The organism is Enterococcus sp. DIV2453a (assembly GCF_050533535.1).
Taxonomy (GTDB): domain Bacteria; phylum Bacillota; class Bacilli; order Lactobacillales; family Enterococcaceae; genus Enterococcus; species Enterococcus faecalis.
In genome coordinates, this window is sequence record NZ_CP172899.1 from 1,102,212 (window position 1) to 1,126,574 (window position 24,363).

General features: G+C 37.4%; 25 protein-coding genes. 16 read left to right on the top strand and 9 right to left on the bottom strand.

The window, feature by feature from the left end; genetic code table 11:
• The first annotated feature begins 24 nt into the window (after positions 1-24).
• Both IGK03_RS05535 and IGK03_RS05540 read left to right on the top strand, forming a co-directional pair.
• The gene (locus IGK03_RS05535) at positions 25-912 is read left to right on the top strand and encodes an ABC transporter permease (RefSeq protein ID WP_010713483.1); all 888 of its coding nucleotides are present in this window, start codon (positions 25-27) and stop codon (positions 910-912) included.
• The gene (locus IGK03_RS05540; RefSeq protein ID WP_002357878.1) at positions 909-1,676 is read left to right on the top strand and encodes an ABC transporter ATP-binding protein; all 768 of its coding nucleotides are present in this window, start codon (positions 909-911) and stop codon (positions 1,674-1,676) included. The genes IGK03_RS05535 and IGK03_RS05540 overlap by 4 nt, the downstream gene beginning before the upstream one ends.
• A gap of 31 nt (positions 1,677-1,707) precedes the next feature.
• Here the strand turns inward: IGK03_RS05540 and IGK03_RS05545 are convergent, their stop codons facing one another.
• Together IGK03_RS05545 and IGK03_RS05550 are read right to left on the bottom strand one after the other, a co-directional pair.
• On the bottom strand, positions 1,708-2,169 hold the full coding sequence (locus IGK03_RS05545; RefSeq protein WP_002357877.1) for a threonine/serine exporter family protein: 462 nt from the start codon (positions 2,167-2,169) through the stop codon (positions 1,708-1,710).
• Between the two features lie 11 nt (positions 2,170-2,180).
• Positions 2,181-2,957: a threonine/serine exporter family protein gene (locus tag IGK03_RS05550; RefSeq protein WP_002404495.1), complete on the bottom strand. Its 777-nt coding sequence runs from the start codon at positions 2,955-2,957 to the stop codon at positions 2,181-2,183.
• A gap of 231 nt (positions 2,958-3,188) precedes the next feature.
• On the opposite strand from IGK03_RS05550, the gene IGK03_RS05555 reads away from it, so the two are divergent.
• Positions 3,189-3,395, top strand: a complete 207-nt coding sequence (locus tag IGK03_RS05555; RefSeq protein ID WP_002357875.1) for a hypothetical protein — start codon at positions 3,189-3,191, stop codon at positions 3,393-3,395.
• A 17-nt stretch (positions 3,396-3,412) separates the two neighbouring features.
• On the opposite strand, the gene IGK03_RS05560 is transcribed toward IGK03_RS05555, so the two are convergent.
• A complete protein-coding gene (locus IGK03_RS05560; protein WP_002363786.1) occupies positions 3,413-4,192 on the bottom strand; it encodes a Cof-type HAD-IIB family hydrolase in 780 nt (259 codons plus the stop codon).
• Between the two features lie 214 nt (positions 4,193-4,406).
• On the opposite strand from IGK03_RS05560, the gene IGK03_RS05565 reads away from it, so the two are divergent.
• Positions 4,407-5,126, top strand: a complete 720-nt coding sequence (locus IGK03_RS05565) for a response regulator transcription factor (protein ID WP_002381953.1) — start codon at positions 4,407-4,409, stop codon at positions 5,124-5,126.
• Positions 5,126-6,583 (top strand): ATP-binding protein, encoded by a 1,458-nt coding sequence (locus IGK03_RS05570; protein ID WP_430602546.1) that lies wholly within the window; start codon positions 5,126-5,128, stop codon positions 6,581-6,583. Before IGK03_RS05565 ends, IGK03_RS05570 begins: the two co-directional genes overlap by 1 nt.
• A gap of 38 nt (positions 6,584-6,621) precedes the next feature.
• Here IGK03_RS05570 and IGK03_RS05575 read toward each other — a convergent pair whose 3' ends face one another.
• The 3 genes from IGK03_RS05575 to IGK03_RS05585 all read right to left on the bottom strand — a co-directional run bounded on the left by IGK03_RS05575 (position 6,622) and on the right by IGK03_RS05585 (position 10,103).
• Positions 6,622-7,173, bottom strand: coding sequence for a hypothetical protein (locus IGK03_RS05575; protein WP_202334808.1), 552 nt, complete (start codon positions 7,171-7,173; stop codon positions 6,622-6,624).
• Between the two features lie 14 nt (positions 7,174-7,187).
• Positions 7,188-7,889 (bottom strand): hypothetical protein, encoded by a 702-nt coding sequence (locus IGK03_RS05580; RefSeq protein WP_430602548.1) that lies wholly within the window; start codon positions 7,887-7,889, stop codon positions 7,188-7,190.
• A 105-nt stretch (positions 7,890-7,994) separates the two neighbouring features.
• Positions 7,995-10,103, bottom strand: a complete 2,109-nt coding sequence (locus IGK03_RS05585; protein ID WP_002357869.1) for an LTA synthase family protein — start codon at positions 10,101-10,103, stop codon at positions 7,995-7,997.
• Between the two features lie 257 nt (positions 10,104-10,360).
• Between IGK03_RS05585 and IGK03_RS05590 the strand changes: the two genes are divergently transcribed.
• A complete protein-coding gene (locus IGK03_RS05590; RefSeq protein ID WP_010713480.1) occupies positions 10,361-11,533 on the top strand; it encodes a class I SAM-dependent rRNA methyltransferase in 1,173 nt (390 codons plus the stop codon).
• A gap of 66 nt (positions 11,534-11,599) precedes the next feature.
• Here the strand turns inward: IGK03_RS05590 and rnhC are convergent, their stop codons facing one another.
• A complete protein-coding gene (gene rnhC / locus IGK03_RS05595) occupies positions 11,600-12,517 on the bottom strand; it encodes a ribonuclease HIII (protein WP_010713479.1) in 918 nt (305 codons plus the stop codon).
• A 218-nt stretch (positions 12,518-12,735) separates the two neighbouring features.
• On the opposite strand from rnhC, the gene IGK03_RS05600 reads away from it, so the two are divergent.
• The 9 genes from IGK03_RS05600 to IGK03_RS05640 all read left to right on the top strand — a co-directional run bounded on the left by IGK03_RS05600 (position 12,736) and on the right by IGK03_RS05640 (position 22,918).
• Positions 12,736-15,156, top strand: coding sequence for a cation-translocating P-type ATPase (locus tag IGK03_RS05600; RefSeq protein ID WP_025191341.1), 2,421 nt, complete (start codon positions 12,736-12,738; stop codon positions 15,154-15,156).
• A 141-nt stretch (positions 15,157-15,297) separates the two neighbouring features.
• Positions 15,298-17,184, top strand: coding sequence for an Ig-like domain-containing protein (locus tag IGK03_RS05605; protein ID WP_010713477.1), 1,887 nt, complete (start codon positions 15,298-15,300; stop codon positions 17,182-17,184).
• 205 nt (positions 17,185-17,389) lie between these two features.
• Positions 17,390-17,863, top strand: coding sequence for a ribosome maturation factor RimP (rimP, locus tag IGK03_RS05610; protein ID WP_002357863.1), 474 nt, complete (start codon positions 17,390-17,392; stop codon positions 17,861-17,863).
• Between the two features lie 143 nt (positions 17,864-18,006).
• The gene (gene nusA, locus IGK03_RS05615; RefSeq protein ID WP_002357862.1) at positions 18,007-19,206 is read left to right on the top strand and encodes a transcription termination factor NusA; all 1,200 of its coding nucleotides are present in this window, start codon (positions 18,007-18,009) and stop codon (positions 19,204-19,206) included.
• A gap of 20 nt (positions 19,207-19,226) precedes the next feature.
• Positions 19,227-19,526, top strand: coding sequence for an RNase P modulator RnpM (rnpM, locus tag IGK03_RS05620; RefSeq protein WP_002363794.1), 300 nt, complete (start codon positions 19,227-19,229; stop codon positions 19,524-19,526).
• A complete protein-coding gene (locus tag IGK03_RS05625) occupies positions 19,516-19,821 on the top strand; it encodes a YlxQ-related RNA-binding protein (protein ID WP_002357860.1) in 306 nt (101 codons plus the stop codon). The genes rnpM and IGK03_RS05625 overlap by 11 nt, the downstream gene beginning before the upstream one ends.
• A gap of 12 nt (positions 19,822-19,833) precedes the next feature.
• Positions 19,834-22,230, top strand: a complete 2,397-nt coding sequence (gene infB, locus IGK03_RS05630) for a translation initiation factor IF-2 (protein ID WP_002375041.1) — start codon at positions 19,834-19,836, stop codon at positions 22,228-22,230.
• 24 nt (positions 22,231-22,254) lie between these two features.
• Positions 22,255-22,605 carry a 30S ribosome-binding factor RbfA gene (gene rbfA / locus IGK03_RS05635; RefSeq protein ID WP_002360497.1) on the top strand — a complete coding sequence of 117 codons (351 nt, stop codon included), beginning with the start codon at positions 22,255-22,257 and terminating at the stop codon, positions 22,603-22,605.
• A gap of 82 nt (positions 22,606-22,687) precedes the next feature.
• On the top strand, positions 22,688-22,918 hold the full coding sequence (locus IGK03_RS05640; protein WP_010713476.1) for a hypothetical protein: 231 nt from the start codon (positions 22,688-22,690) through the stop codon (positions 22,916-22,918).
• Positions 22,919-22,977: 59 nt separating this feature from the next.
• Here the strand turns inward: IGK03_RS05640 and IGK03_RS05645 are convergent, their stop codons facing one another.
• Positions 22,978-23,463, bottom strand: coding sequence for a toxin-antitoxin system toxin component (locus IGK03_RS05645; protein WP_016617233.1), 486 nt, complete (start codon positions 23,461-23,463; stop codon positions 22,978-22,980).
• 34 nt (positions 23,464-23,497) lie between these two features.
• Positions 23,498-23,980: a helix-turn-helix domain-containing protein gene (locus IGK03_RS05650; protein ID WP_002357856.1), complete on the bottom strand. Its 483-nt coding sequence runs from the start codon at positions 23,978-23,980 to the stop codon at positions 23,498-23,500.
• 217 nt (positions 23,981-24,197) lie between these two features.
• Between IGK03_RS05650 and IGK03_RS05655 the strand changes: the two genes are divergently transcribed.
• On the top strand, positions 24,198-24,332 hold the full coding sequence (locus tag IGK03_RS05655) for a hypothetical protein (RefSeq protein ID WP_010713474.1): 135 nt from the start codon (positions 24,198-24,200) through the stop codon (positions 24,330-24,332).
• The last annotated feature ends 31 nt before the right edge of the window (positions 24,333-24,363 follow it).

The following is a 24,363-nucleotide window of genomic DNA, read 5'->3' on the forward strand; positions in this document are numbered from 1 at the left end:
TTATCAAAGAAAGTAGGAGAAGCGATGATTGTTTCAGCAATTGGACAAGGAATGTTATGGGCCTTGTTAGGACTAGGTATTTTTATGACTTATCGTATTTTAAATTTTCCAGATATGACCACAGAAGGTTCATTTCCGTTAGGAGGGGCGGTTTGTGTAACTGCCATTACAACAGGGGTTTCACCATTTGTAGCGACTCTTTTAGGGGTCGGAGCAGGAATGATTGCCGGTTTAGTGACTGGTTTACTATTTACAAAAGGAAAAATTCCAATTATTTTAGCAGGAATTTTAGTGATGTCTGGTTTAAATTCCGTGATTTTATTTGTGATGAAATCGCCAAATAAGTCTTTATTAAACCAACCGAAGATTCAAGATGTTTTTCAAAAAATGGCCTTACCCGATTATTATGATACTATTTTTTTAGGGATTAGTGTTTTGGCTGTGGTAATGATTTTACTGTTATTTTTCTTTAATACTAGTTTAGGACAAGCCTATATTGCGACAGGTGACAATGAAGAAATGGCTCGCTCGATTGGCATTCAAACGGATCGCATGAAAATTTTAGGATTGGTTTTATCGAATGGCTTGATTGGCTTATCTGGCGCTTTGATTGCCCAAAATGATGGATATGCGGATGTAAGTAAAGGAACAGGTGTCATTGTGATTGGCTTGGCTTCACTCATTATTGGTGAAGTACTGTTTGGAGAATTAACGTTTGGTGAACGGCTGATGGCGATTGTTGTAGGGAGTATTATTTATCAACTATTGATTTTATTAGTGATTAAATTAGGCTTTGATACGACGTATTTGAAAATCTTCTCAGCAGTGATTTTAGCAATCTGTTTAATGATCCCACAATTGAAAAAAGCATTACGACTACACGGCTTTTCTGATAAGGGGGGAACGAAATGAAACCAGTTGTTGAATTAAAAAATGCGACAAAAATCATTGATAATGGGATGAATGAAAAAAAAGTGATTTTGGATCATGTGAACTTAGCCATTTATCCTGGGGACTTCATTACTGTTTTAGGTGGAAATGGCGCAGGCAAGAGTACGCTATTCAATAGTTTAGCAGGAACTTTGACACTAACAGAAGGACAATTTTTAATTGAAGGAGTCAATCGCACCAATCTTTCTGAAGTCAAACGGGCCAAATCTCTAGCGCGTGTTTTTCAAGATCCTAAAATGGGGACAGCACCAAGAATGACTGTGGCAGAAAATTTATTGCTTGCCATGAAACGCGGACAAAAACGTCCCTTAACATTACGGAAGATAAATGAGCAACGCGCCTTGTTTACAAAAATCTGTCAAGAAGTTGGCAATGGCTTGGAAAATCATCTGGATACACCGACAGGTAACCTTTCTGGCGGTCAACGCCAAGCCTTAAGTTTATTAATGGCCACTATCACAAAACCAGAATTATTACTTTTAGATGAACATACTGCTGCCTTAGATCCCAAAACATCCAAGCAGTTGATGCACTTAACGGAACAACGGATTGAAGAAGGGAACTTAACTTGTTTGATGATTACCCATCGAATGGAAGATGCTTTACGATATGGCAATCGTTTAATTGTTTTACAAAAAGGTAAAATTGTTCAAGATTTAAACGCTGCTGAAAAAGCACAATTAACGCTACAAGATTTGTTGCTGTTCTTTGAAGAAGTAGAATAAAAAAACAAGCTCAGAAAATGAGCTTGTTTTTTTATTTTTTGACCAATCGGAAGAGTCGCTTGGGGAAAAAACGTTTGACAATTCGTTCCAGTAACGAGGTCACCATAAAGCCCGCTGCGATAGCTGCAGCAGTAAAGACAACTTTTAAAATCAACTGCAACCCGTCATCAATATTTCCTAACAAAATGCTCCGAACTGCTTGATAGGCAGGGCCTCCTGGTACTAAAGGAACCAAACTTGGAATATAAAAAATAATCATCGGCATTTTTTTGTAACGGGAAAAAAAGATACTAGCGATCCCTAACCCGACCGTTCCTAAAAAGTTTGCAAAGGTTTGACTAGCATCAAAAGTTTGCGTTAAGACATAATAAATCATCCAGCCTGTCATGCCAGTAATGCCACAAGCCACCAGTGCTTTACGAGGAATGTTCGTGATAATACCAAACGTCACAGTCGCTAAAAAACTAAAGAGAAGATGAAAAATTAGTTCCATTTGAACACTCCTTACATAAATAATTTAAAAATCAAGGCAATCCCTAGGCCAACAGACCCAGCAATAAAAATAGCTTCTGTTCCTCGCGCCGTCCCGCTGATGAGGTGGCCCGCTAAAATGTCGCGAAAAGAGTTCGTAATCGCCACACCTGGAACTAACGGCATTACCGCACCAATAATAATATTATCGATGTTGACTGCTAAGCGAAAATGCACAGCCAAATAGGCCAACAAACCAATGACAAAAGCGGCTGCGAATGAATCGAGGTAAGGAACTTGGAATAACTTTTGGGTAAAAAGATAACTGGCATACCCAATCACGCCAACAAAAAAAGTTGCAATAAAATCTTGCCAAGTGCCACCAAAAATGTACATTAACGTACAACTAACAATTCCGGCTGCTAACAAGCGTAACGAAATTGAAAAAGTGGGGGTATCCGTTTCTAATAGAGTTAAGCGCTGATAAAGCTCTGGTAGAGTAATCTCTTTTTGCGCAAATTCTCTTGATAATTGATTGACAAGGCTAACTTTTTCCAAATTAATCGAGCGCTGGGGGATGTTTTCTAATTGCGTATAATTACTGGAACGAAAGCCTACGAAAATCCCTGTAGCCGTCGTATAACAAACGCTCTCTGGCTCGCCAGCATTTGCAGCAATCCGAGTAATCGTATCTTCGGTTCTATATACTTCAGATCCGCTTTCCAGCATAATTTTTCCAGCTAAAATGCATGTATCAATAATTAATTGTTTTCTTTTTTCGCTATTAACCAAAGGAATGGCTCCTTTCATTTCGAGTTCACTTTTAGTGTATCATTTTTTTTAAGAACTGTACGCAATTTAAAACAGAGATAGAAAAAAAGTGTGATTTTTTACAAAAATGAAACGAATCTTAAGAATAAATGAAAACAAATAAGGAATTAGTAAAAATTATGGGTTAGTTGTAAGAATCTAGGATCTTTCCTTGCATTTTAGTAGGAAACATCCTATCCTAAACATAGAAAAACAAAGGGGTCAATAAAAATGGACAACCAATGGTTACTCTACGGAATTAGCAGTGTCGTATTAATTATTTTAATCAGAAGAACAATCCTATCAGGAAACATCGTATTAAGTTGTTTGTTGGGAGCGATTTTGCTGATTCAAGTAGTGGGAGTAGCTCTCTGTGCACAGCAGAAAAAGAAAAATGAACATACAAAAGAACTACCTTCTTCTAAAGTACATCAATAGAAGAAGGTAGTTTTCTCTTATAGTAAATCAAATTTTTTCAAGCCATTAACAATGCCATTTTCAGTATTTTTAGTTGAAATAAAGGTGGCTTTTTCTTTTAGTTCTTCTCGCGCATTACCCATGGCAATTCCATAATCACAGGCCTCAAACAGCGCCAAATCATTGATGCCATCACCAAAGGCATAAGTGGGAATGCCGTTTAATCCCAAGGTGTTAAAAAGATTTTTGACACCAGAGCCTTTAGAGACCCCTTTACGAACAATATCAATTGAAAAAGGACCATTGCGATAAAAGGTCAATTCAGGAAACCGCTCATAGTAATATTCATCATCATCGCCATGTTGACTTAAGACCAACATCATGTTGACGGCATCATTCTCATAACCTGTGGGATCAATTTCTGGAACAGCTGAATGAATATAATCATAGGCTTGTTTCACTGTGCCAGTATGCCCTGTACAAAAAATACGGCGCTCATTGTAAAAAGCCAATTCATGACCACGCTGTTTGACATGTTCATGCAGTGAAACACATTCCTCTGTTGTAAATTCATCTGAATAAATCGTTTTTCCTTCATAATGAATAAATTGCCCGTTCATTACAATCGCTGAGTCAATGCCACTGGCTTTCATAATTGGCTGAATCTCACACAAGGTCCGTCCTGTCGCAATTAAAGGTAAAATTTGATTGTCTTTCAAGGCCGCCACTGCTGCGGTAATCTCAGGAGTTATTTGCGATGTTCCATCTAACAAAGTTCCATCTAAATCAAAAAAAGTAATAGCTTTCATTTTATCCATACCCTAACATCCTCTCTACGCTTGTTATTTTAACAAACTTTTCTGAAAAGACAATGGGTTCCTTTCGTTTTCTTTAAAAGAGCAGGAAAAAAAGTGATTTTTGATGGTTCTGTAAAGGATTTTTGAAGAAATATAGAATCGGTTGGTACAAATTCAATTTTAGAGTATACTACAATAGAGCAGTTTTATGAAAAGTGAATAAGGAGTGAATGAAATGAATATATTAATGATTGAAGACAATGAATCCGTCTCAGAAATGATGCAAATGTTTTTCTTAAATGAAGGGTGGGAAGCTACCTTTAAAGATGATGGCAAAGAAGGATTGGCGACTTTTCTTGCTTCGCCAGAAAAATGGGACATGATTACGTTAGACTTAAACTTACCTAGTATGGATGGGATGGCTGTTTGTCGTGAAATTCGCAAAGTTTCAGCCAATGTTCCCATTATTATGTTGACCGCTCGTGATTCTGAAAGTGACCAAGTAATTGGCCTTGAAATGGGTGCGGATGATTATGTGACAAAACCATTTAGTCCATTAACTTTGATTGCACGGATGAAAGCTCTACATCGTCGTGCCGAGGTGGCAGAGGCTGCGCATGATACGTCTGAGAATACAGATGAAACATTTGATGTGATTACGGATCATTTTAAAATGAATACGAAAACACGAGAAACATATTTAGATAATCAATTAATTGAAGGCTTAACACCTAAAGAATTTGATTTGCTATACACTTTAGCAAAAAAACCACGCCAAGTCTTTTCACGCGAACAACTACTAGAATTGGTTTGGGACTATCAATACTTTGGCGATGAACGGACAGTTGATGCCCATATCAAAAAATTACGACAAAAAATTGAAAAAGTAGGTCCTCAAGTCATCCAAACGGTTTGGGGCGTAGGGTATAAATTCGACGATTCAGGTGTTGCTTAATGAAGTATTTGTATCAACAATTACTTGCTTTTATAGGTGTGATTGCTCTGATTATTCTCATTGTTGGAACGTCTTTCACACAATTGACCAAGCGCACAATGCAAGCTAACAACTATGATCAATTATATGGTTATGCAGAATCAGTCATAGAAACAAGGGGATTTTTCACCAATATAGCCGGAGTATCAGAACGAAATGCATTTGCTTATTCATTACAGTTAACTGAGCAAGTGTTACAAAAGCAAGATGTACAATTTGTATTTATTAAAAAGAATCGAGAAGTTCTATACCCAACAATTGATAGCACGAAAAAGTTAGACTTTTCTTTAATTGATAAAAATTGGGATCAAATTATGAAAGGTAACTACGTTTATGCAACAGAAAACGTTGATATTTATGGGGAAAAGAATACCTCAGCCTACGTGATGCTGCCTGTATTTGATAAAAATACTAAAACTCTGCTTGGAGCATTGGTGATTACACAACCTGCCAAAAACGTTGACCGAAGTGTCCAGTCCGTGACACAAAACTTGATTAAAGGCTTTATTTTTTCTGGTGTGATTGCCTTGTTACTAAGCTATCTATTTGCGACTTTCCAAGTGAAACGAATTAATCGGATGCGTAAAGCCACCAAAGAAATTACTAGTGGAAATTTTGATATTCAATTACCGGTCCATGACAAAGATGAATTTGATGACCTAGCAGAAGATTTTAATAAAATGGCCGCGTCTTTAAAAGAATCACAAGAAGAAATCAATCGGCAAGAAGAGCGCCGTCGTCAATTTATGGCGGATGCCTCTCATGAAATGCGGACGCCTTTAACAACTATTAATGGCTTGTTAGAGGGATTGCAGTATAATGCTATTCCTGAAAATCAAAAAGAGAATGCGATTAAACTGATGCAAAATGAGACCGCTCGCTTGATTCGCTTAGTCAATGAAAATCTTGATTATGAAAAAATTCGGACCAACCAGATTCAAATTGTTGTGAAGAAGTTCAACGGAACAGAAGCTTTAGAAAATATTGTGACTCAACTAACGGCCAAAGCTGAAGCCGCCGGTAATCAATTGTATTTAGACACCACTGAACCAATTGATGTGTATGCCGATTATGATCGTTTCGTTCAAGTAGTTGTCAATATTGTTCAAAATGCCATCCAATTTACTGAAAATGGCGAAATTCATATTGCTTTAGAAAAAGGCTATTTAGAAACCATTGTCCGTATTTCTGATACAGGAATCGGCATGACGGAAGAGCAAATTCTGAATATCTGGGATCGTTATTACAAAGTAGATCCATCCCGTAAAAATACGAAATATGGAGAATCAGGATTAGGCTTACCAATCGTTCAACAATTGGTCCGCTTGCATAAAGGAAAAATTAATGTTGAGAGTGAACCTGGTAAAGGCACCACATTTATTATTTCATTTCCTGATGTTGAAATCACTGAAAACTAAAGAAAACGTCTGGTCACAATCAGTGCCAGACGTTTTTTTTAGTTTAATAACGCATGTAGAGACAGGGGGTGCACATAGGGACTATCAATAATTTGTGGATCCTTTGTCAGAAATAGCAAGCGCTTGTTTCTTTTTTGAACTGCTATTTTTAATTGAGGTAAAATTTCTTGACGTTGTCCAATCGTTAATGAAGAAAAGATATCATCAATCACTAACGTACTTGTTTTTGAAAGCAAAAGTTGTATTATGCGCATTTTAATTTTTTCAAAAGTCGTAAAAGAAGTAAAGGAACGACCAAGTAAGGCAGGTTCTAATTGGAACACCTGGAAAGCTTCGGCTAGAACTATTTTTCGATCCCGTTCTTTGATCGTACTAGCGATAAATAAATTTTCTTCTAATGGCAAGTAAGGCAGAAAGGTTTCACTAGAAGAAAGCCTAGTAATGGTTAATTGGTTTGTTTGGAAAAAATCGGCCAATGCGAGTTCTTGTTCTGGAGCAGAATAAATGATTCCATAAACTTCTCGCAAAGCTAACGCGTCGAATGAGGATTTTTTTTCGGTTGTTTTTTTGAATGATGGTGTGACATTCATAGAAAATCCCTCCCTTATTTCTGATGTGTACGTAAATAAATCAATGTGAAAGGAGTCCCGCAAACAAGAGGAATGCCAAGCAAGATTAAGCAGTTAACAAAGCAATTACGGATTGTATAAAGCGACTGCATACTTTTAAAATCAAAAGAAAACGCTTGGATCGTTTGAATCCCTAAATGCTGGATATTTGTAATCGTGACATCCTGGTCGGTACTTTTAGCTAAAAATGCTGGAGTTTCCAAATGAGACCACTGTAAAATAGCATCACGAGCAGCCCAAAGAACAGTATTATACGTTTCTTGAAACATTAAAGTGAAAAGTAAAAAACTGAAAATTCCTAATAGAGCCGGTAAACATAACTCTAGTAAGAGCTGTTTGGTGACATACATATTTGAAAAGTGCATGTGATACCATGTATGTATTTCTTCCTTTTTTATGCGTAATGTCACATACATCAACAGAAGAAAAGTAACACCAAAGAAAATGACACTACCTAGATAGAGGTGCCAATAGTATTGGATCAGTTGGTAATGGTAACTAGTTTGTTTTTCAATATCGACAAAGTCTGGCATCGTTCGTAAAAACTCTTTTTCAAAATCAATTAAGTTAAACAGCCCAGTCAATAAGAAAGAGAACAGGAAGAAGAAGAGTGCAATGATTAACGTGATTTTTTTATGATAAAAACTACTAGCTGTAGCGTAACGGACACTTCTCATCAACTTTCACCTCTCTAAACTATCTTTAGTATAGTGAAATAATATGAATTAATTATGAAAAAGTAGCAAAAAAGCTTGAGCAAATTGCTCAAGCTTTTTGAAGATTTATTTACCAGTTTTTTGATAGCCTTGATAACTGTCAGTGTGATATTCATCAACGGTTGATTTATTATTGTTTTTACTGTAAACACTCGTTGATTTTTCACCTTTTTCTTTTTCAATTGCTTCCAGTTGTTGCAATTGGTTCTTGTAATCATAGTCTTCTGGGTTAACTGGTTTTAAGCCGCTATTGGTATAGAAACGAAGCAAGTCGCCGTTAGTAATTTGGTCAGACGTTTCTAATTGTTTCGTCGCTTTGGCTTTTAAATCAGCGACTTCTTTCTTAACTTCTTCGGTTGGCTCTGTAATTAAAGTGCCTGTTTTAGTATCGTAAATGCTAGAACCTAAAATAGTATATTTAGGTGTTACAACATTGCCGTTGCGGAAAGCAACGATTTGATTGTGTTGTTTAGAGAATAAATCTTGGCCTAACTGAATGTAGTTTTTCGTATCGACACCAAGCAAGTGTAGAAGGGTTGGTAAGGCATCAACTTGGCCGCCATACGTATGGTTCACACCGCCATTTTCTTGACCAGGAACGTGAATCATATAAGGAACACGTTGCATATTGGCGTTGTCAAAATCGTTCCAATCTGCTTTGGTTTTACCTACTAATTCTGCTAAGTTTTGGTTTCTTGAATTAGAAACCCCATAGTGATCGCCATAAAGAACAATGACTGAGTTTTCATAGAGACCTGAAGATTTCAAGTAGTTAAAGAATTCTTCGACCGCTTTATCTAAATAATTCGCTGTTGCAAAGTAACCATTAATTGTTTCGTCAGAGGTTTTTGCAATTGGGAATCCTGCTTCATCGTTTGTAAATTGAGAATAAGGATAATGATTGGATACAGCAATAAATTTAGAATAGAACGGTTGTTGTAAATGTTCTAAATATTGAACGGATTGATTAAAGAATGGTTTATCGTGTAACCCATATTGGAATGAGTTATCTGAATTAACATCATAATAACTAGCATCAAAGAAATAGTCATAGCCTAAACGTTTATAGGTTTCATTCCGATTCCAGAAGTTACCGGCATTTCCGTGGAAAGCAGCGCTAGTGTATCCTTGCGTTTGTTTTAAAATATCGGGTGCTGCTTCAAACGTATTTTTCCCACCAACTTGTGTAAAGAGTGAACCTTGGTCTAAACCAAATAGTGAATTTTCAAGTAACGTTTCAGCATCACTTGTTTTTCCTTGACCAACTTGGTGGAAGAAGTTATCAAAGCTAAAGGTACTTTTACTATTGTAAAGACTATTGATAAATGGTGTGACTTCGTGTTCTACGCCATTTTCATCTTTTAATTTGTAATTAACTAAAAATTGTTGGAAACTTTCTAAATGGATATAAATTACATTTTTGCCTTTTGCAATACCAAACTTACTATCATCGGGTGCCGCATATTGTTGTTTCACGTAATCTTCAACTTGTTTCATATCGTTAGCACTAGCTTCGGCACGGACTTGGTTTGTTTGGTAAGTTGTAATGCCATCGTACACGGTAAAGGCATTTAAGCCTAAGAATTTCACGATATAGTCACGAGAGAATTGACGTCCTAATAATTGGGGACGTTCTGTTTCAGCCATAAATAGATTGAATAAGAAAAAGACAACAGAAAGGAGTGTGACAGAGACTGCTACACGTGCGCGGACTGGACGCGCATCTGTTTTAATTTTTTTCGTTAATAATAATACGCCAATAATAATGAAGTCTAAGAAATAAATGACGTCATAAGGTCTAAAGAGACGTAAGGCACTTTCGCCAAGACCGCTAGCTACTTTGCCAGCACCAAGCATCGTATTAACTGTGATGAAGTCAGTAAATTCTCGATAATACACGACATTTGAGAAGAGCAGTAAACTCATCAAGAAGTAAATAATCATCATTGTAATATAAGAAGCTTTTTTACGGCGAACATACAAAGCGATGGCTAATAAAAAGACCGTTGTGGCAATTGGATTAATTAAGAGTATGAAATACTCGTTAATATTTTCCAAACGTAAATGGAAATCAACGGCGTACGCAAAGAGGTTTTTTAGCCACAGTAAGATGGCGATTAGCGAGAATAACCCCAGTCGCGTGTTCAAAATATTTGTTTTAAATAATTTTTTCAAAATAAACGTCCTTTCTAAACGATGATTCTATAAAAGTAAAATTAGGTAAATTTCGTATTTTACAATATCGCTTTAATTTTACTCTTTCACAAATTTTATGTCAATTCTTACCGAAGTGAGGAATGGTGATGTTAAAGAAAACTTACTATTTCCTTAAACTTTTTAGTTCGTTAAATGACGTGAAGCTTGAATCCTTTAAAGACAGATGGGCCTTTTTTTGCTATACTAGATAGGACTTTGAAAAGTAGGTGTACAGAATGAAACTTCAAGTAACTAAAAAAGCAGAACATAAATTTAAAAAAGGATATCCTTTAATTCAGAAAGAAGATTTGCAACAAGTGCCGGCGCCGTTGCCAACAGATTGGCTTACTTTGATTGATAGTAAAGGCCAGCGTTTAGCCGAAGGATATTTAGGCGAACAAAATAAAGGAATTGGTTGGTTGCTGTCATGGCATGGACCAATTAATCAATCTTTTTTTCAACAACTCTTTGAAATAAGTCGTGAGAAGCGGACGTCTTTTGAAAAGGATTCGCTGACAACCGCTTATCGATTATTTAATGGAGAAGGAGATGGCATTGGGGGTCTAATCATCGATCGCTATGCAGATTACGCCGTTTTTTCATGGTATAATGAAACCCTTTATCAGAAAAAAGCCGAACTTTTGACGGCGTTTCGCACAGTTTACCCTGATATTATTGGTGCCTACGAAAAGATTCGCTTTTCCACAAAAGATTTACCCGAATCACAGTTTTTGTATGGCGAACAAGCACCCGAGCCATTACTTGTCACTGAAAATGGCGTTCAATTTGCTACCTATTTAAACGAAGGATTAATGACAGGCATCTTTTTAGATCAAAAAGAAGTTCGTGGTCGATTAGTAGATGGTTTTGCAGTAGGTAAAACAGTCTTAAATATGTTTAGTTATACAGGTGCTTTTTCAGTAGCTGCCGCTATGGGAGGTGCCGTGGCCACCACTAGTGTGGATTTAGCTAAACGAAGCTTACCGAAAACGACTGAGCAATTTGAAGTCAATCATTTAAATCTTGCCCCGCAAAAGATTATTGTCATGGATGTTTTTGACTACTTTAAATATGCTTCACGTAAAGGCTTGAGCTATGACATGATCATTTTGGATCCGCCAAGTTTTGCTCGTAACAAAAAGAAAGTTTTTTCCGTTGCTAAAAATTATGGGGAGCTAGTGAAAGATTCTATTGATATTTTAACGGATAAGGGAACGCTTATTGCCTCAACCAATGCGGCAAATTTATCCTTAGCCAAATATAAAAAAATGGTGATTACTGCCTTGCAAGAGAAAAATGTTCGTTACAAGATTACGGACACGTATCAATTACCGGCAGACTTTCAAGTGAATCCTAATTTTCCAGAAGGTGATTACTTAAAAGTCCTGTTTATCGAAATTGAAAAATAATTTTTTACACCAAGCAAAAGTCCCAGCGCCGCTAATCGGCATTGGGACTTTTGCTTGGTGTTTATTTTATAGTAACTTTTGGGCTTTTTGGGTGTTTGCAAAATGCAGCTTCGCGTAGTTCGCTAATAAGTCTAGGCCGCCTTTTTTCAAAATACGGGCGGCTACTTGGTCTGATTTGCTGCCAGCACCAGAGGGCACAGAGAAACCCAATTCTGCAGATTCTTTGTCTAACTCTTCTAAAAAAGCAGCGCGGCTAATAATAGAGGCGGCAGCAACAGCAACATGATACTGCTCTCCTTTAGTGACGAAGAACAATTTTTCAGTGACTTGATTTTTTTCATTACGAACATATTTCCGATAGTTATTTTCAGGGGTGAATTGGTCAATCAAAATCCCTTCTGGCTTTGTGGGAGCCAACTCTTGTAGCAACAGATAAATCGCTTGGTTATGCAAAGCGACTTTCATGTGTACAGCATTGTAGTTTGGTTGGATCTCATTGTATTTTTTTGGTTCAACGATTAATAACTTGTAAGGAATCAGTTCTTTAATGACATGTGACAATTGAATAATTTGTGGGTCGGTTAATTCTTTGGAATCACGAACACCCAATGCTTTTAGTTTGCTAATCATGCTTTTGTCAACATAGGCAGAACAGACAGTTACAGGACCAAAATAGCTGCCATTACCGACTTCATCGGAACCTATCACAGACCAGTTGCCAAAATCAGCAGGCAGTGTAGTAGTCTGGGCAGAAACTTTTTTCTGTGGTGTGGTACTCGTTCCTTCCCAACGAGCGGCCTCTTTTTCAGCTTGAGGTCCCTGAAACATGACTTTACCTGATTGATAAGCAGTGATGGTAGTGGTGCCAACCTTGGCCACAAAGACAGTATAAGGGACCGTTTTATTTAAACGATTGGGTTGATAAACAGTGGTCATCTCTGCTAATGTTTTTTTACTAACTTTAATTACGTGATTCTGTGCCATCAATTGTTCCTCATTTCTTGATATTTCTTCTTTACTATAGTAAAGGAAAAACAAGTAAATGAAAAGGTTTTGCGTTAGCTTGTTCCTGAAAATGACAATGTTTAGGAAATGTATAATTTTTTTCTATAGTTGGGCGCTAGTTGTTATCTAAATTTTTATTCAGTGCTATACTGTGGGAGAGAAGGAGACGATGAAAGAGTCGACTAGAACAAGGGGTGATGTGTTTGAGAAGAAAAAAAGAAATGCAAGAAAATGAACCAATAGCAGTGACTGCTAACGCGGAACGCTATTATCCAGAAGATAAACAAGGCTTGACGGCCGCACAAGTTGAAGAAAGACAGCGAAAAGGCTTAGTCAATGCCGCCGTCGATACAGAGTTTATCACAACGAAACAGATTGTTATTAATAACGTATTTACGTATTTCAACTTAATTTTTGTGGTACTAGGTGTGTTATTAATGCTGGTACAATCTTATAAAAATATGACCTTTTTGCCAGTAGTAATCATTAATACGGTCATTGGAATTTACCAAGAAATTAAGTCGAAGAAAGTATTAGATAGCTTAAATATTCTAAACGCTACAAAAGTAACCGTTGTAAGGGATGGCCAAGAACAAGAAATTTCGCCAGATGAACTGGTTTTGGATGATGTGGTGCTCTTTAAATCGGGTGAACAGATTTCTGGGGATGCAATTGTCTTATCTGGTGAAGTCCGTGTGAATGAATCCTTGTTAACTGGGGAATCTGATGAGATTACCAAAGTAGCAGATAGCCAACTTTTGTCAGGTAGCTTTATTGTGTCAGGTTCTTGTTATGCAAGAATTGATAAAATTGGCGCTGAGGCCTATGTTCATCAATTAACGCTTGAAGCGAAATCAATTAAAAAAGGGGAACAATCAGAGATGGTCGGTTCCATTAACCGTTTGGTGAAATGGGTAGGGATTATTATTATCCCGATCGGCTGTGTTCTATTTTTCCAAAGTTATTTCATCAACCATCAAGGGCTTCATGACAGCATTGTCTCCATGGAAGCTGCCTTGATTGGGATGATTCCGGAAGGGTTGTACCTTTTAACAACCGTTGCATTAGCTGCCAGCACAATGCGCTTAGCGAAGCGCGGCGTTTTATTGCACAACATGAAAAGTATCGAATCCTTAGCACGTGTCGATGTGTTATGTGTAGATAAAACAGGAACAATTACTGAAAACACGATGGAAGTCCAAGAGTTGGTTCCTGTGGCGAGTATCGAAAATGATGGTACAGACTTAACCAATGTCGAAAAATTAATTGGCGATTTTTGCCGAACAATGTCAGCTGACAACGATACGATGAAAGCGATGAAAGAATTTTTTGTTACTAATAATCAGAGGGAAGCCGTTAGCTACACCTCGTTTTCGTCTGTCGAAAAATTTAGTAGCGTGACTTTCCCAGAAGCGACGTATATTCTTGGGGCGCCAGAGATGATTTTGAGAGACAATTATGAAATGTATCAATCTGAAGTGGAACATTATACAAGTCAAGGCTATCGCTTATTGGTGTTCGGAAAGTATTTAGGAGAATTTCAGGAAACGTTGGCAGCAGAGGTTCAACCTCTAGGCTACATTCTTCTTTGGAATCCGATTCGTAAAGAAGCCAAAGCAACTTTTGAATATTTCGCTGAACAAAATGTGGCCATTAAGGTCATTTCTGGCGATAATCCTTTAACAGTATCCAATGTAGCACAAGCGGCAGGCATTATTGGTGCTGAAAATTATGTGGACGCGCGAACATTAACTACAATGGAAGCCCAGACAGAAGCTTTAGAAAAATACACCGTTTTTGGTCGTGTCACGCCAGAACAAAAGAAACAATTTGTACTATTGTTGAAAAAATTAGATCATACAGTGGCGATGACAGGGGATGGAGTCAATGATATTTTAGCCATGAAAGAAGCAGATTGTAGTATTGCCATGGCTTCAGGAAATCAAGCTACAGCACAAGCCTCGCAAGTTGTGTTGTTGGATTCTGATTTTTCAACGATGCCGGAGGTTGTCTTTGAAGGCCGCCAAGTAGTTAATAACATTGAACGTTCTTCAAGTTTATTCCTTGTAAAAAATATTTTCTCCTTGCTGATGTCTGTCTTTGCTATGATTTTTGCCGTGACATATCCTTTACAACCGACACAAGTCACATTGATTAGTTTATTTACAATTGGTATTCCTTCGACATTTCTAGCTTTGGAACCAAATCATCGTCGCATTGAAGGGAAATTTCTTTTCAATGTGTTATCAAAAGCAATTCCTGGTGGGTTAACGGATATGTTAGTAGTCGGTGCTTTACTAATTTGTGGTGATATTCTTGCACTTCAAAAAACGGACATTTCAACGACTGCAACATTGTTGCTAGTTTCAGTCGGCTTTATGGTTCTTTATAAAATTAGTTCACCAATGAATCGTTACCGCAAGCGCGTAATGATTGGCTGTTTAATCGGAATGGTTATTACAAGTATTTCCATGAAAAACTTGTTCTCGTTAACTTCGGTATCGCCAACAGCCTTGTTACTTTTAGCCATTCTTTTCTTTGCAGCAGACTCAACTTTCCAACATTTATCAACCATTTCTGAAAAAGTTCAATTATGGTTTTATAAGAAAAGACATTAGGAGCAAAACACCGAGCCAAAATTATTTTGGTTCGGTGTTTTTTGTTTTTTATCGTTGGGAAAAATAAAAACACTTGCACCTAGTTAATCCTTGATAGTATAAACCTAACCAATTATTTTAGATAGGAAGGATTGAATAAAAATGAAAAAAAGAAGTTTTGTCTATTGGGGAATGTTTTTCATTCTTTTGTCGACGCTGATAACGCCTTTTCTGAAACTTGAAACAGGATATGCGCAAACGGAACCAACTAGTACCAGTGAAACCAATCAAATTTCTGCTACGCCAAACGTAATACCGCGTAAACAAGTGGGCAACATTGTGACAGCGATTCAACTAACGGACAAAGAGGGGAACCCACTTGGGACCATTAATCAATATACAGACATCTACCTCCGAATTGAGTTCAACTTACCGGATAATACCGTTAATAGTGGGGATACGAGTGTGATCACTTTACCCGAAGAGCTACGTCTCGAGAAAAATATGACCTTTAATGTAGTAGATGATACAGGTGCTGTGGTTGCAATCGCACAGACCGATGTAGCAAATAAAACGGTCACGTTAACGTATACAGATTACGTAGAAAACCATGCCAATATTAGTGGGTCTTTATATTTTACAAGTTTGATTGATTTCGAAAATGTCGAAAATGAATCCAAGATTCCTATTTACGTCACGGTGGAAGGGGAAAAAATATTTGCTGGCGATCTTGATTACCAAGGTGAAGGCGATGATGTTAACGAAAAATTTAGCAAGTATTCGTGGTTTATCGAAGACGATCCAACCGAAATTTACAATGTACTACGGATTAATCCAACAGGGCAAACGTATACTGATTTAGAAGTGGAAGATGTGCTAAAAACAGCAAGTTTAAGTTATATCAAAGACACTATGAAAATTGAACGAGGACAATGGACACTGGATGGAAATGCTATTTGGCAGTTCACGTCAGAGGAAGATATAACTGGTCAGTTGTCTGTCCAGTATGGTCCTGGTGACCGCAATTTTTCGGTGCATTTTGGCAATATTGGGACTAATGAATATCGTATCACCTATAAAACCAAAATCGATCATCTTCCCGAAAAAGGTGAAACCTTCACAAATTATGCAAAATTAACAGAAAATCAAACGGTGGTGGAAGAAGTCGAAGTGAGTCGTGTCTCACAAACGGGTGGTGGAGAAGCCAATGGTGAGCAATATGTTGTTGAAATTCATAAAGAAGATGAAGCAGGCCAGCGTTTAGCAGGTGCAGAGTTTGAACTCATTCGTAACTCAACCAATCAAACAGTGGCCAAAATCACAACAGATCAAAACGGAACAGCGATTGTTAAAGGCTTGTTAAAAGATAACTATACTTTAGAAGAAACCAAAGCACCTACCGGTTACCAGCTTTCGCAAAACAAGATTTCAATAACACCTGAAGACTTTGGTAAAAACTTAGTTGCACTGAAAACTGTTGTGAATCATAAGATTTCATATCAACCAGTCGCTGCTTCATTTTTAGCTGGAAAAGTTCTTTTAGGAAAACCACTAAAGGATGCTGAATTTCAATTTGAATTGTTAGATGAGAAAGGTACAGTACTAGAAACGGTTAGTAACGATACTTTAGGGAAAATTCAATTTTCACCATTAACCTTTGAAACTCCTGGAAACTATCAATACACCATTCGGGAAGTAAACACGCAACAGGCAGGTGTTTCCTACGATACGCACAACCTTCAAGTTCAAGTAACCGTCGAGGCGCTTTTAGGAAATCTTGTGGCGACTACTCAGTATGATGGAGGTCAAGTATTTACTAATCACTATACGCCAGAAAAACCTATAGAAAGTACCACACCACCAACGAGTGGGACAACAGATACTACCACGAATTCAACCACAGAAACTACTTCAATAACCATTGAAAAACAGGCGATTCGTAATAAGGAATTGCCAAAAACAGGAGAAACAAAAGAAAACGCGTTTCTTTTCTTAGGTAGCCTTCTTTTGATTCAAGGATTATTTATCTATTTTAAAACGAAAAAATAATCGCTTAGATAGTTTCAGTAATCGAGACAAAATGTGCAAATTTCGAGAGATTTAGCTTGTTCATTTGAGTTTGGAGTGGTTCTGTGCTATACTATCTTTAGCGTAATGATACTAGTTGGGAGTGAGCGGATTTCTGCTCACTCTTTTTGATGGAAAAGTCATCAGGACACGGTTCGTTACATCAATCTCGAAGGAGGCGAAAATTTTGAGTAGTGCTGTGGAAACTGTAACAAAGTTAGTCACACCAATCTTAGAAGAACAAAATTTTGAACTTGTGGAAGTAGAGTTTGTTAAGGAAGGAAAAAATTGGTTTTTACGAGTATTTATCGATAAAGAAGGTGGCATTGATATTGAGGAATGTGCCTTTGTCAGCGAAAAATTAAGTGAAAAACTAGATGCAATGGATCCAGATCCAATTCCGCAAGCGTACTTTCTGGAAGTTTCTTCTCCGGGAGCAGAACGTCCGTTAAAGAAAGAAAGCGATTATGAACAAGCGGTAGGCAAGTACATTCATATTTCTCTTTATCAAGCAGTTGATGGAGAAAAACAGATTGAAGGTACCTTAGTCCATCTTGATTCAGAACAATTAACATTAAGTGTAAAAATTAAAACCAGAGTGAAGGAAATGACTTTTGAACGTAAAAATATCGCAAAAGCTCGTTTAGCCATTCAATTTTAATCAACAGACTCGAATGTAAAAAAGGGTCCACTAAAAGTTTTACTTTTAGCTAGGCCTGTGACAAGTTTTAACGAGAAGTTTTTCCCTTGGAAGAAGAACCACTCGTTCAGCTTTAACGAATCCATAGGAGGAAAAGAAAAACAATGAGCAAAGAAATGTTAAATGCATTAGACGTATTAGAAGCTGAAAAAGGGATTCCTAAAGATACGGTGATTGAAGCGTTACAAGCAGCTTTAGTTTCTGCATATAAAAGACATTATGGACAAGCAAGCAACGTCGAAGTTGAATTTGAACCAAAAAAAGGCAATATTCACGTATATGCTGTCAAAGAAGTAACAGAAGAAGTATTTGATTCACAACTGGAAGTTTCATTAAAAGATGCCGTTGCATTAAATGGTGCATATGAAATCGGCGACAAAATTCGTTTTGAAGTTACGCCAAAAGACTTTGGCCGCATTGCTGCCCAAACAGCAAAGCAAGTAATTTTACAACGTGTCCGTGAAGCAGAAAGAACAATTATTTATAATGAATTTAGCGAATACGAAAATGACATCATGCAAGGAATTGTTGAACGTCAAGATCGTCGTTATATCTATGTAAACTTAGGCAAAATCGAAGCAGTCTTATCAAAACAAGATCAAATGCCAAATGAATTTTACCAACCGCATGATCGGATTAAAGTTTACGTATCACGTGTTGAAAACACATCAAAAGGCCCACAAGTTTTTGTAAGCCGTAGTCATCCAGATTTACTAAAACGTCTTTTTGAACAAGAAATTCCAGAAGTTTATGATGGAATTGTTGAAATCGTAAGTGTCGCTCGTGAAGCTGGCGATCGTTCAAAAGTAGCTGTTCGTTCAACAGATCCTAATATTGATCCAGTGGGTACCTGTGTCGGTCCAAAAGGCCAACGTGTCCAAGCGATTGTGAATGAATTAAAAGGCGAAAATATGGATATTGTGGAATGGAACGAAGATCCAGCTATTTATATTAGTAATGCCTTGAATCCAGCTCAAGTATTAGATGTTATTTTTGATCCAGAAAATAGCAAAGCATGTACAGTTGTTGTACCTGATTATCAATTGTCATTAGCAATTGGTAAACGTGGTCAAAATGCGCGCTTAGCTGCTAAATTAACGGGCCATAAAATTGATATCAAATCAGAATCTGATATGGCTGAATTTTATGAACAACAAGCCAATCAAGAAGTTGCCGAAGTGGCAGAAGAAATGGATGAAGCAATTATCCATTCAGATATGACGGCAGATGATTACGAAAACTTGGCTGCTGAAGAAGCAGTTGTTGAAGCAGAAATTACAGAAGAATTACCTGAACAAGAATAACGTTTTTGGAGGGTGAAAAAATGAAAAAGAGAAAAATTCCAATGCGTAAATCGGTTGTTTCAGGCGAAATGAAACCGAAAAAAGAATTAGTCAGAATTACTCGCTCCAAAGAAGGCGAAGTGGCCTTAGATCCAACTGGTAAATTACCTGGACGTGGCGCTTACGTTGATTTGGATCCTGCGGAAGTCCAAAAAGCTTGGGATAAAAAAATTCTTGATCGTGTCTTAGAAACAAAATTAAGTGATGAATTTTATCAAGAACTATTGGATTATGTAACACATCAAAAAGCCCGCAAAGAGTTGTTTGGCGATGGAAAATAAAACCAAAATTTTGAACCTTTTAGGTTTAGCAATGCGCGCCGGTAAATTAGTCACAGGCGAGGAATTAACCCTTAAAGATATTCGTGCAAACAAAGCGAAATTTGTGTTTGTTGCGCAAGATGCCAGTGAGAATACTAGAAAGAAAATCAAGGACAAAAGTTCTTATTATAATGTTCCTGTTAGCGAACTGTTCAGTCAATTCGAGCTCAGCCAAGCGATTGGGCGACCACGAATGGTTATCGGAGTAACTGATGCAGGATTTGCCACCAAAATCAAGGAATTACTAAAAGGTTAGGAAGGTGATTGCATGGGAAAAAAAAGAATTTATGAACTAGCAAAAGAAATGAATAAAGCAAGCAAAGACGTTGTCGATAAAGCGCATCAATTAGGTATGGATGTTAAAAACCATATGGGCGCAATTAGTTCCGAGCAAGAAACAAAGCTTCGTCAAGCATTCGGAGGAGGAAGTACCGTAAATACTCAATCAAAAGCAACAAACAACCAAAAGCAACAAACAACACAAAATAAACCAGCCAATAAGAAACCAATGAACAATAAACCTGGTGAACAAAGAAATAACCAAAATCGTCCAAACAATCAATCAACGAATGGACAACAAAGAAACAACAACAACCAAAATCGTCACGGCCAAAGCAACACACAAAACCGTAGCAATCAAACAAATACAAACAATCAAAACCGCAATACCCAAAACAATAACGGTTCTACAACGAATCAAAATCGGACCAACCAAAATAACAATGGCGGGAACAACCAAAACCGTGGCGGCCAAAACCGTAACAACAATTTTGGTGGCGGTCAAAATCGTAATAACCGGAATAACTTTAATAACCAAAACCGCAATCGTTTCAACAAAAAAGGGAAAAAAGGCAAACATCAACAAGAATCAGCGAAGCCAGCAGTACCAGCACGTAAATTCCGTGAATTACCAGATGTTTTAGAATATACAGAAGGTATGAACGTGGCGGATATTGCGAAAAAAATCCACCGCGAACCAGCGGAAATCATCAAAAAATTATTTATGATGGGTGTCATGGTTAACCAAAACCAAGCCTTAGATAAAGATACAATTGAATTATTAGCTGTGGACTATGGCATGGAACCGCAAGAAAAAGTTCAAGTTGATATTGCGGACATTGATAAATTCTTCGAACCAGAAGCAGTTGTTGAAGAAAACTTAACTACACGTCCCCCTGTTGTCACAATCATGGGACACGTAGACCACGGGAAAACAACATTATTAGATACATTGCGCCATTCTCGTGTGACTTCAGGTGAAGCAGGCGGTATCACGCAGCATATTGGTGCCTATCAGTTAGATATTGATGGCAAACCAATTACGTTCTTAGATACACCAGGACATGCGGCCTTTACAAGTATGCGCGCGCGTGGTGCCAGCATCACTGATATTACCATCTTAGTTGTTGCAGCGGACGATGGAGTAATGCCACAAACAATCGAGGCGATTAACCATGCGAAAGCGGCAAAAGTGCCGATTATTGTAGCAGTTAACAAAATTGATAAGCCTGGTGCGAACCCTGATCATGTGAAACAAGAATTAAGTGAACATGAATTAATTCCTGAAGAATGGGGTGGAGATACGATTTTCGTCAATATTTCAGCGAAATTCAATCAAAACATTGATGAGCTATTGGAAAATATTTTATTGATTGCTGAAGTAGAAGACTTAAAAGCTGATCCAACGCAAAAAGCAATTGGAACAGTGATTGAAGCGCGCTTAGATAAAGGTAAAGGTCCAGTTGCGACATTACTCGTTCAACAAGGAACTTTACATGTTGGTGATCCAATCGTTGTTGGTAATACTTACGGACGTGTTCGTGTGATGACCAATGACATGGGCCGCCGTGATAAAGAAGCAGGACCCGCAACTCCTGTAGAAATTACCGGATTAAATGATGTTCCTCAAGCGGGTGATCGTTTTGTGGTCTTTGAAGATGAAAAAACAGCACGTCAAGCAGGGGAAGAACGGGCTAAACGTGCGTTGCTTGAACAACGTTCAGCAAGTAGCCGTGTGACATTGGATAACTTATTTGAAAGCCTAAAAGAAGGCGAATTAAAAGAAGTTAATATCATTGTCAAAGCAGACGTACAAGGATCTGCCGAAGCCGTTTCAGCAAGTTTACAAAAAATTGATGTAGAAGGCGTTCGTGTGAAAATTGTTCACGCGGCAGTTGGGGCCATCAATGAAAGCGACGTAACTTTAGCCGCAGCAAGTAATGCGATTATTATCGGCTTTAACGTTCGCCCAACACCACAAGCGAAACAACAAGCAGAACAAGAAGAAGTTGATATTCGTTTACACCGTATTATCTATAAAGCCCTAGAAGAAATCGAAACAGCGATGAAAGGGTTATTAGATCCAGAATTTGAAGAAAAAATTACGGGTCAAATGACGGTTCGTGAATTGTACAAAGTATCTAAAGTTGGCACAATCGCTGGCTGTTATGTTACAGAAGGCTTTATTCGCCGCGATAGTGGCGTGCGTGTCATTCGTGATGGTATTGTTATTTATGAAGGTAAATTAGCAAGCTTGAAACGCTTTAAAGATGACGTGAAAGAAGTCAAACTTGGTTTTGAATGTGGCGCTATGATTGAAAACTTCAATGATTTACGTGTAGATGATGCGATTGAAGGCTTCATTATGGAAGAAATCAAACAATAATTTTAGTAATTGGAGGAAGACACTATGGCAAATTATCGTGACCGTCGTGTAGGTCAAGAAATCATGCGTGAAGTGAATGATATCTTGAACAAACGCATCAGAGATCCACGCGTCCAAGGCATCACTATTACAGATGTTCGTGTGACCGGTGATTTACAACAAGCAACGATTTATTACAGCTTGTTATCTGATTTAGCTTCCGAACAACAAAAAGCTCAACAAGGCTTAGACAAAGCCAAAGGACTGATTCGTAAAGAATTAGGACAACGGTTAACCTTGTATAAAACACCAGAGTTGATTTTTGAAAGAGACGAATCTGTCCAATACGGAAATCACATTGATGAGTTGATTCGTAAGTTGAATCAAGGTGAATAATTAAAAAGAAAAAGCACACCAGACGAATGGTGTGCTTTTTCTTTTCATGATTTCTTGATAAAATAGTCATGGAGGTGCAAAAATGAAAAGAATTGTTGGTTTCTATAAAAATGGAGATCGTTATTTAAAAGAAATGGGTTCAGGCAAGAGTTCCCTGTACTTTTTTCTGTTCTTCTTTGTACTACATAGTATGCGGGAACATATTATTCAGTTCATCGGATTTTGGCCGTCATTTATATTCGTCCTTATACTTGTCCCCAATCTTATGCTTGGCGTTGGACATATTAACCATTGGTACAAAAACCGCTCTTGAATTTTCCAGAATACTTTTAAGCATGGAACAAAATCCTTATTGATTTTGTTCCATGCTTTTTAAGTTAACCCAGTATTTAATACCACCACAGAATAATCCCTAAATTCAAAAATCCGTCCTTTATAAAGATAAGTGGCGCCATACTTTTGTCGATAGTACGTAATCACATTTTTTAATGTTTCAACATCGATTTCCAAAAATTCAGCACAAGAATAATGGTTACTTAAGCCAGCTTCAGAGCAACGAATTAAATCGTCTAATGTAACTAATTGCTCTAAGGCCACATTGCGGGCTTTCAACTCTTGCTTCCGATTTTCTGTACAATTTTGATTTAAAATAGTGCCAACGGATGTTTGATAATGCCCGTATTCCTCGGCTAAAATGTTCTTCTTTTGACGGGTACTCAATGTTTTTTCAATATAAATTTTGCCATTTCGATACAACCCATAACAACCTGTTTGATTGTATAAATCAATTTCTAAAACCGTCACATCCTTTTGAATGGAACTGACGAGTTTTTCATAATCATTCACTTTACCATTCACCTGCCATTACTTAATAAAAAGAGTAGATGGGAAGTTAATCCTCTTTTTTGTCAGAAGAAATCGATTGTTGATATTTGGCATCAATTTCATCCAAGTAATCGTGAATTTTCTCGATTTCTTCTTTTGAAAATATCTTTTCTGGATCCCCAGCGTGGGCAGCCAGTGTCATTTCGTCACGGCGAGGGAATGAGAGAATTTCTGCTTGCGTTTGTTGTTCGTGTAATTGTTGTTCGGCAAATTGATAAACGATGGCTTGTCGTTGGGGTTCTAATTTTTTATAAATGCGGTCGATAGTTGAGGCATTTTTTTCCATGGGAACTTCTTGTCCCATCAACCAGGCCTCATTAATGTCTAATGCATCTGCAATGCGATAAACTTTGTCTTGTTTTGCTTCGTAACGACCAGCTAGCCAATCGCTGATCGAAGATTTACCGATGCCAGTTTTTTTCGCTAATTCACTAGGTTTGATATTCTTGGCTGTTAAAGCCTCTTTTAAACGGATAGCAAAAATGTTCATATTTCCGAACCTCCTATTGTCTCAAAGTATACTATACCTGTTTAGAGAAGGCAAGTAACAATCTCAATTAAAATTAGCAGTTCACAAAACCGAACTTATGAGTTGACAGTGAAAATATTTGATGCTAAGATAGAGCCATTCAAATGTTCGGTTAACTGAACTAATTTTTTTAAACACTTTGTTCGGAAAACCGTATTTTGGTGGAAAGGGTGAAGAAATGAGTCGGAATTATAAAAAAACGTTGTCGGATATGTTACTTTTAGCAATTATTTTATTAATAAGCAGTGTCTCAATAAAAATTGGGGTCATCGTGATTGGTATGATTGGCCTCATGGAATTACTAACAGAGTAACAATAATTTAGTCAAAAGGAGAGAAGCGGAT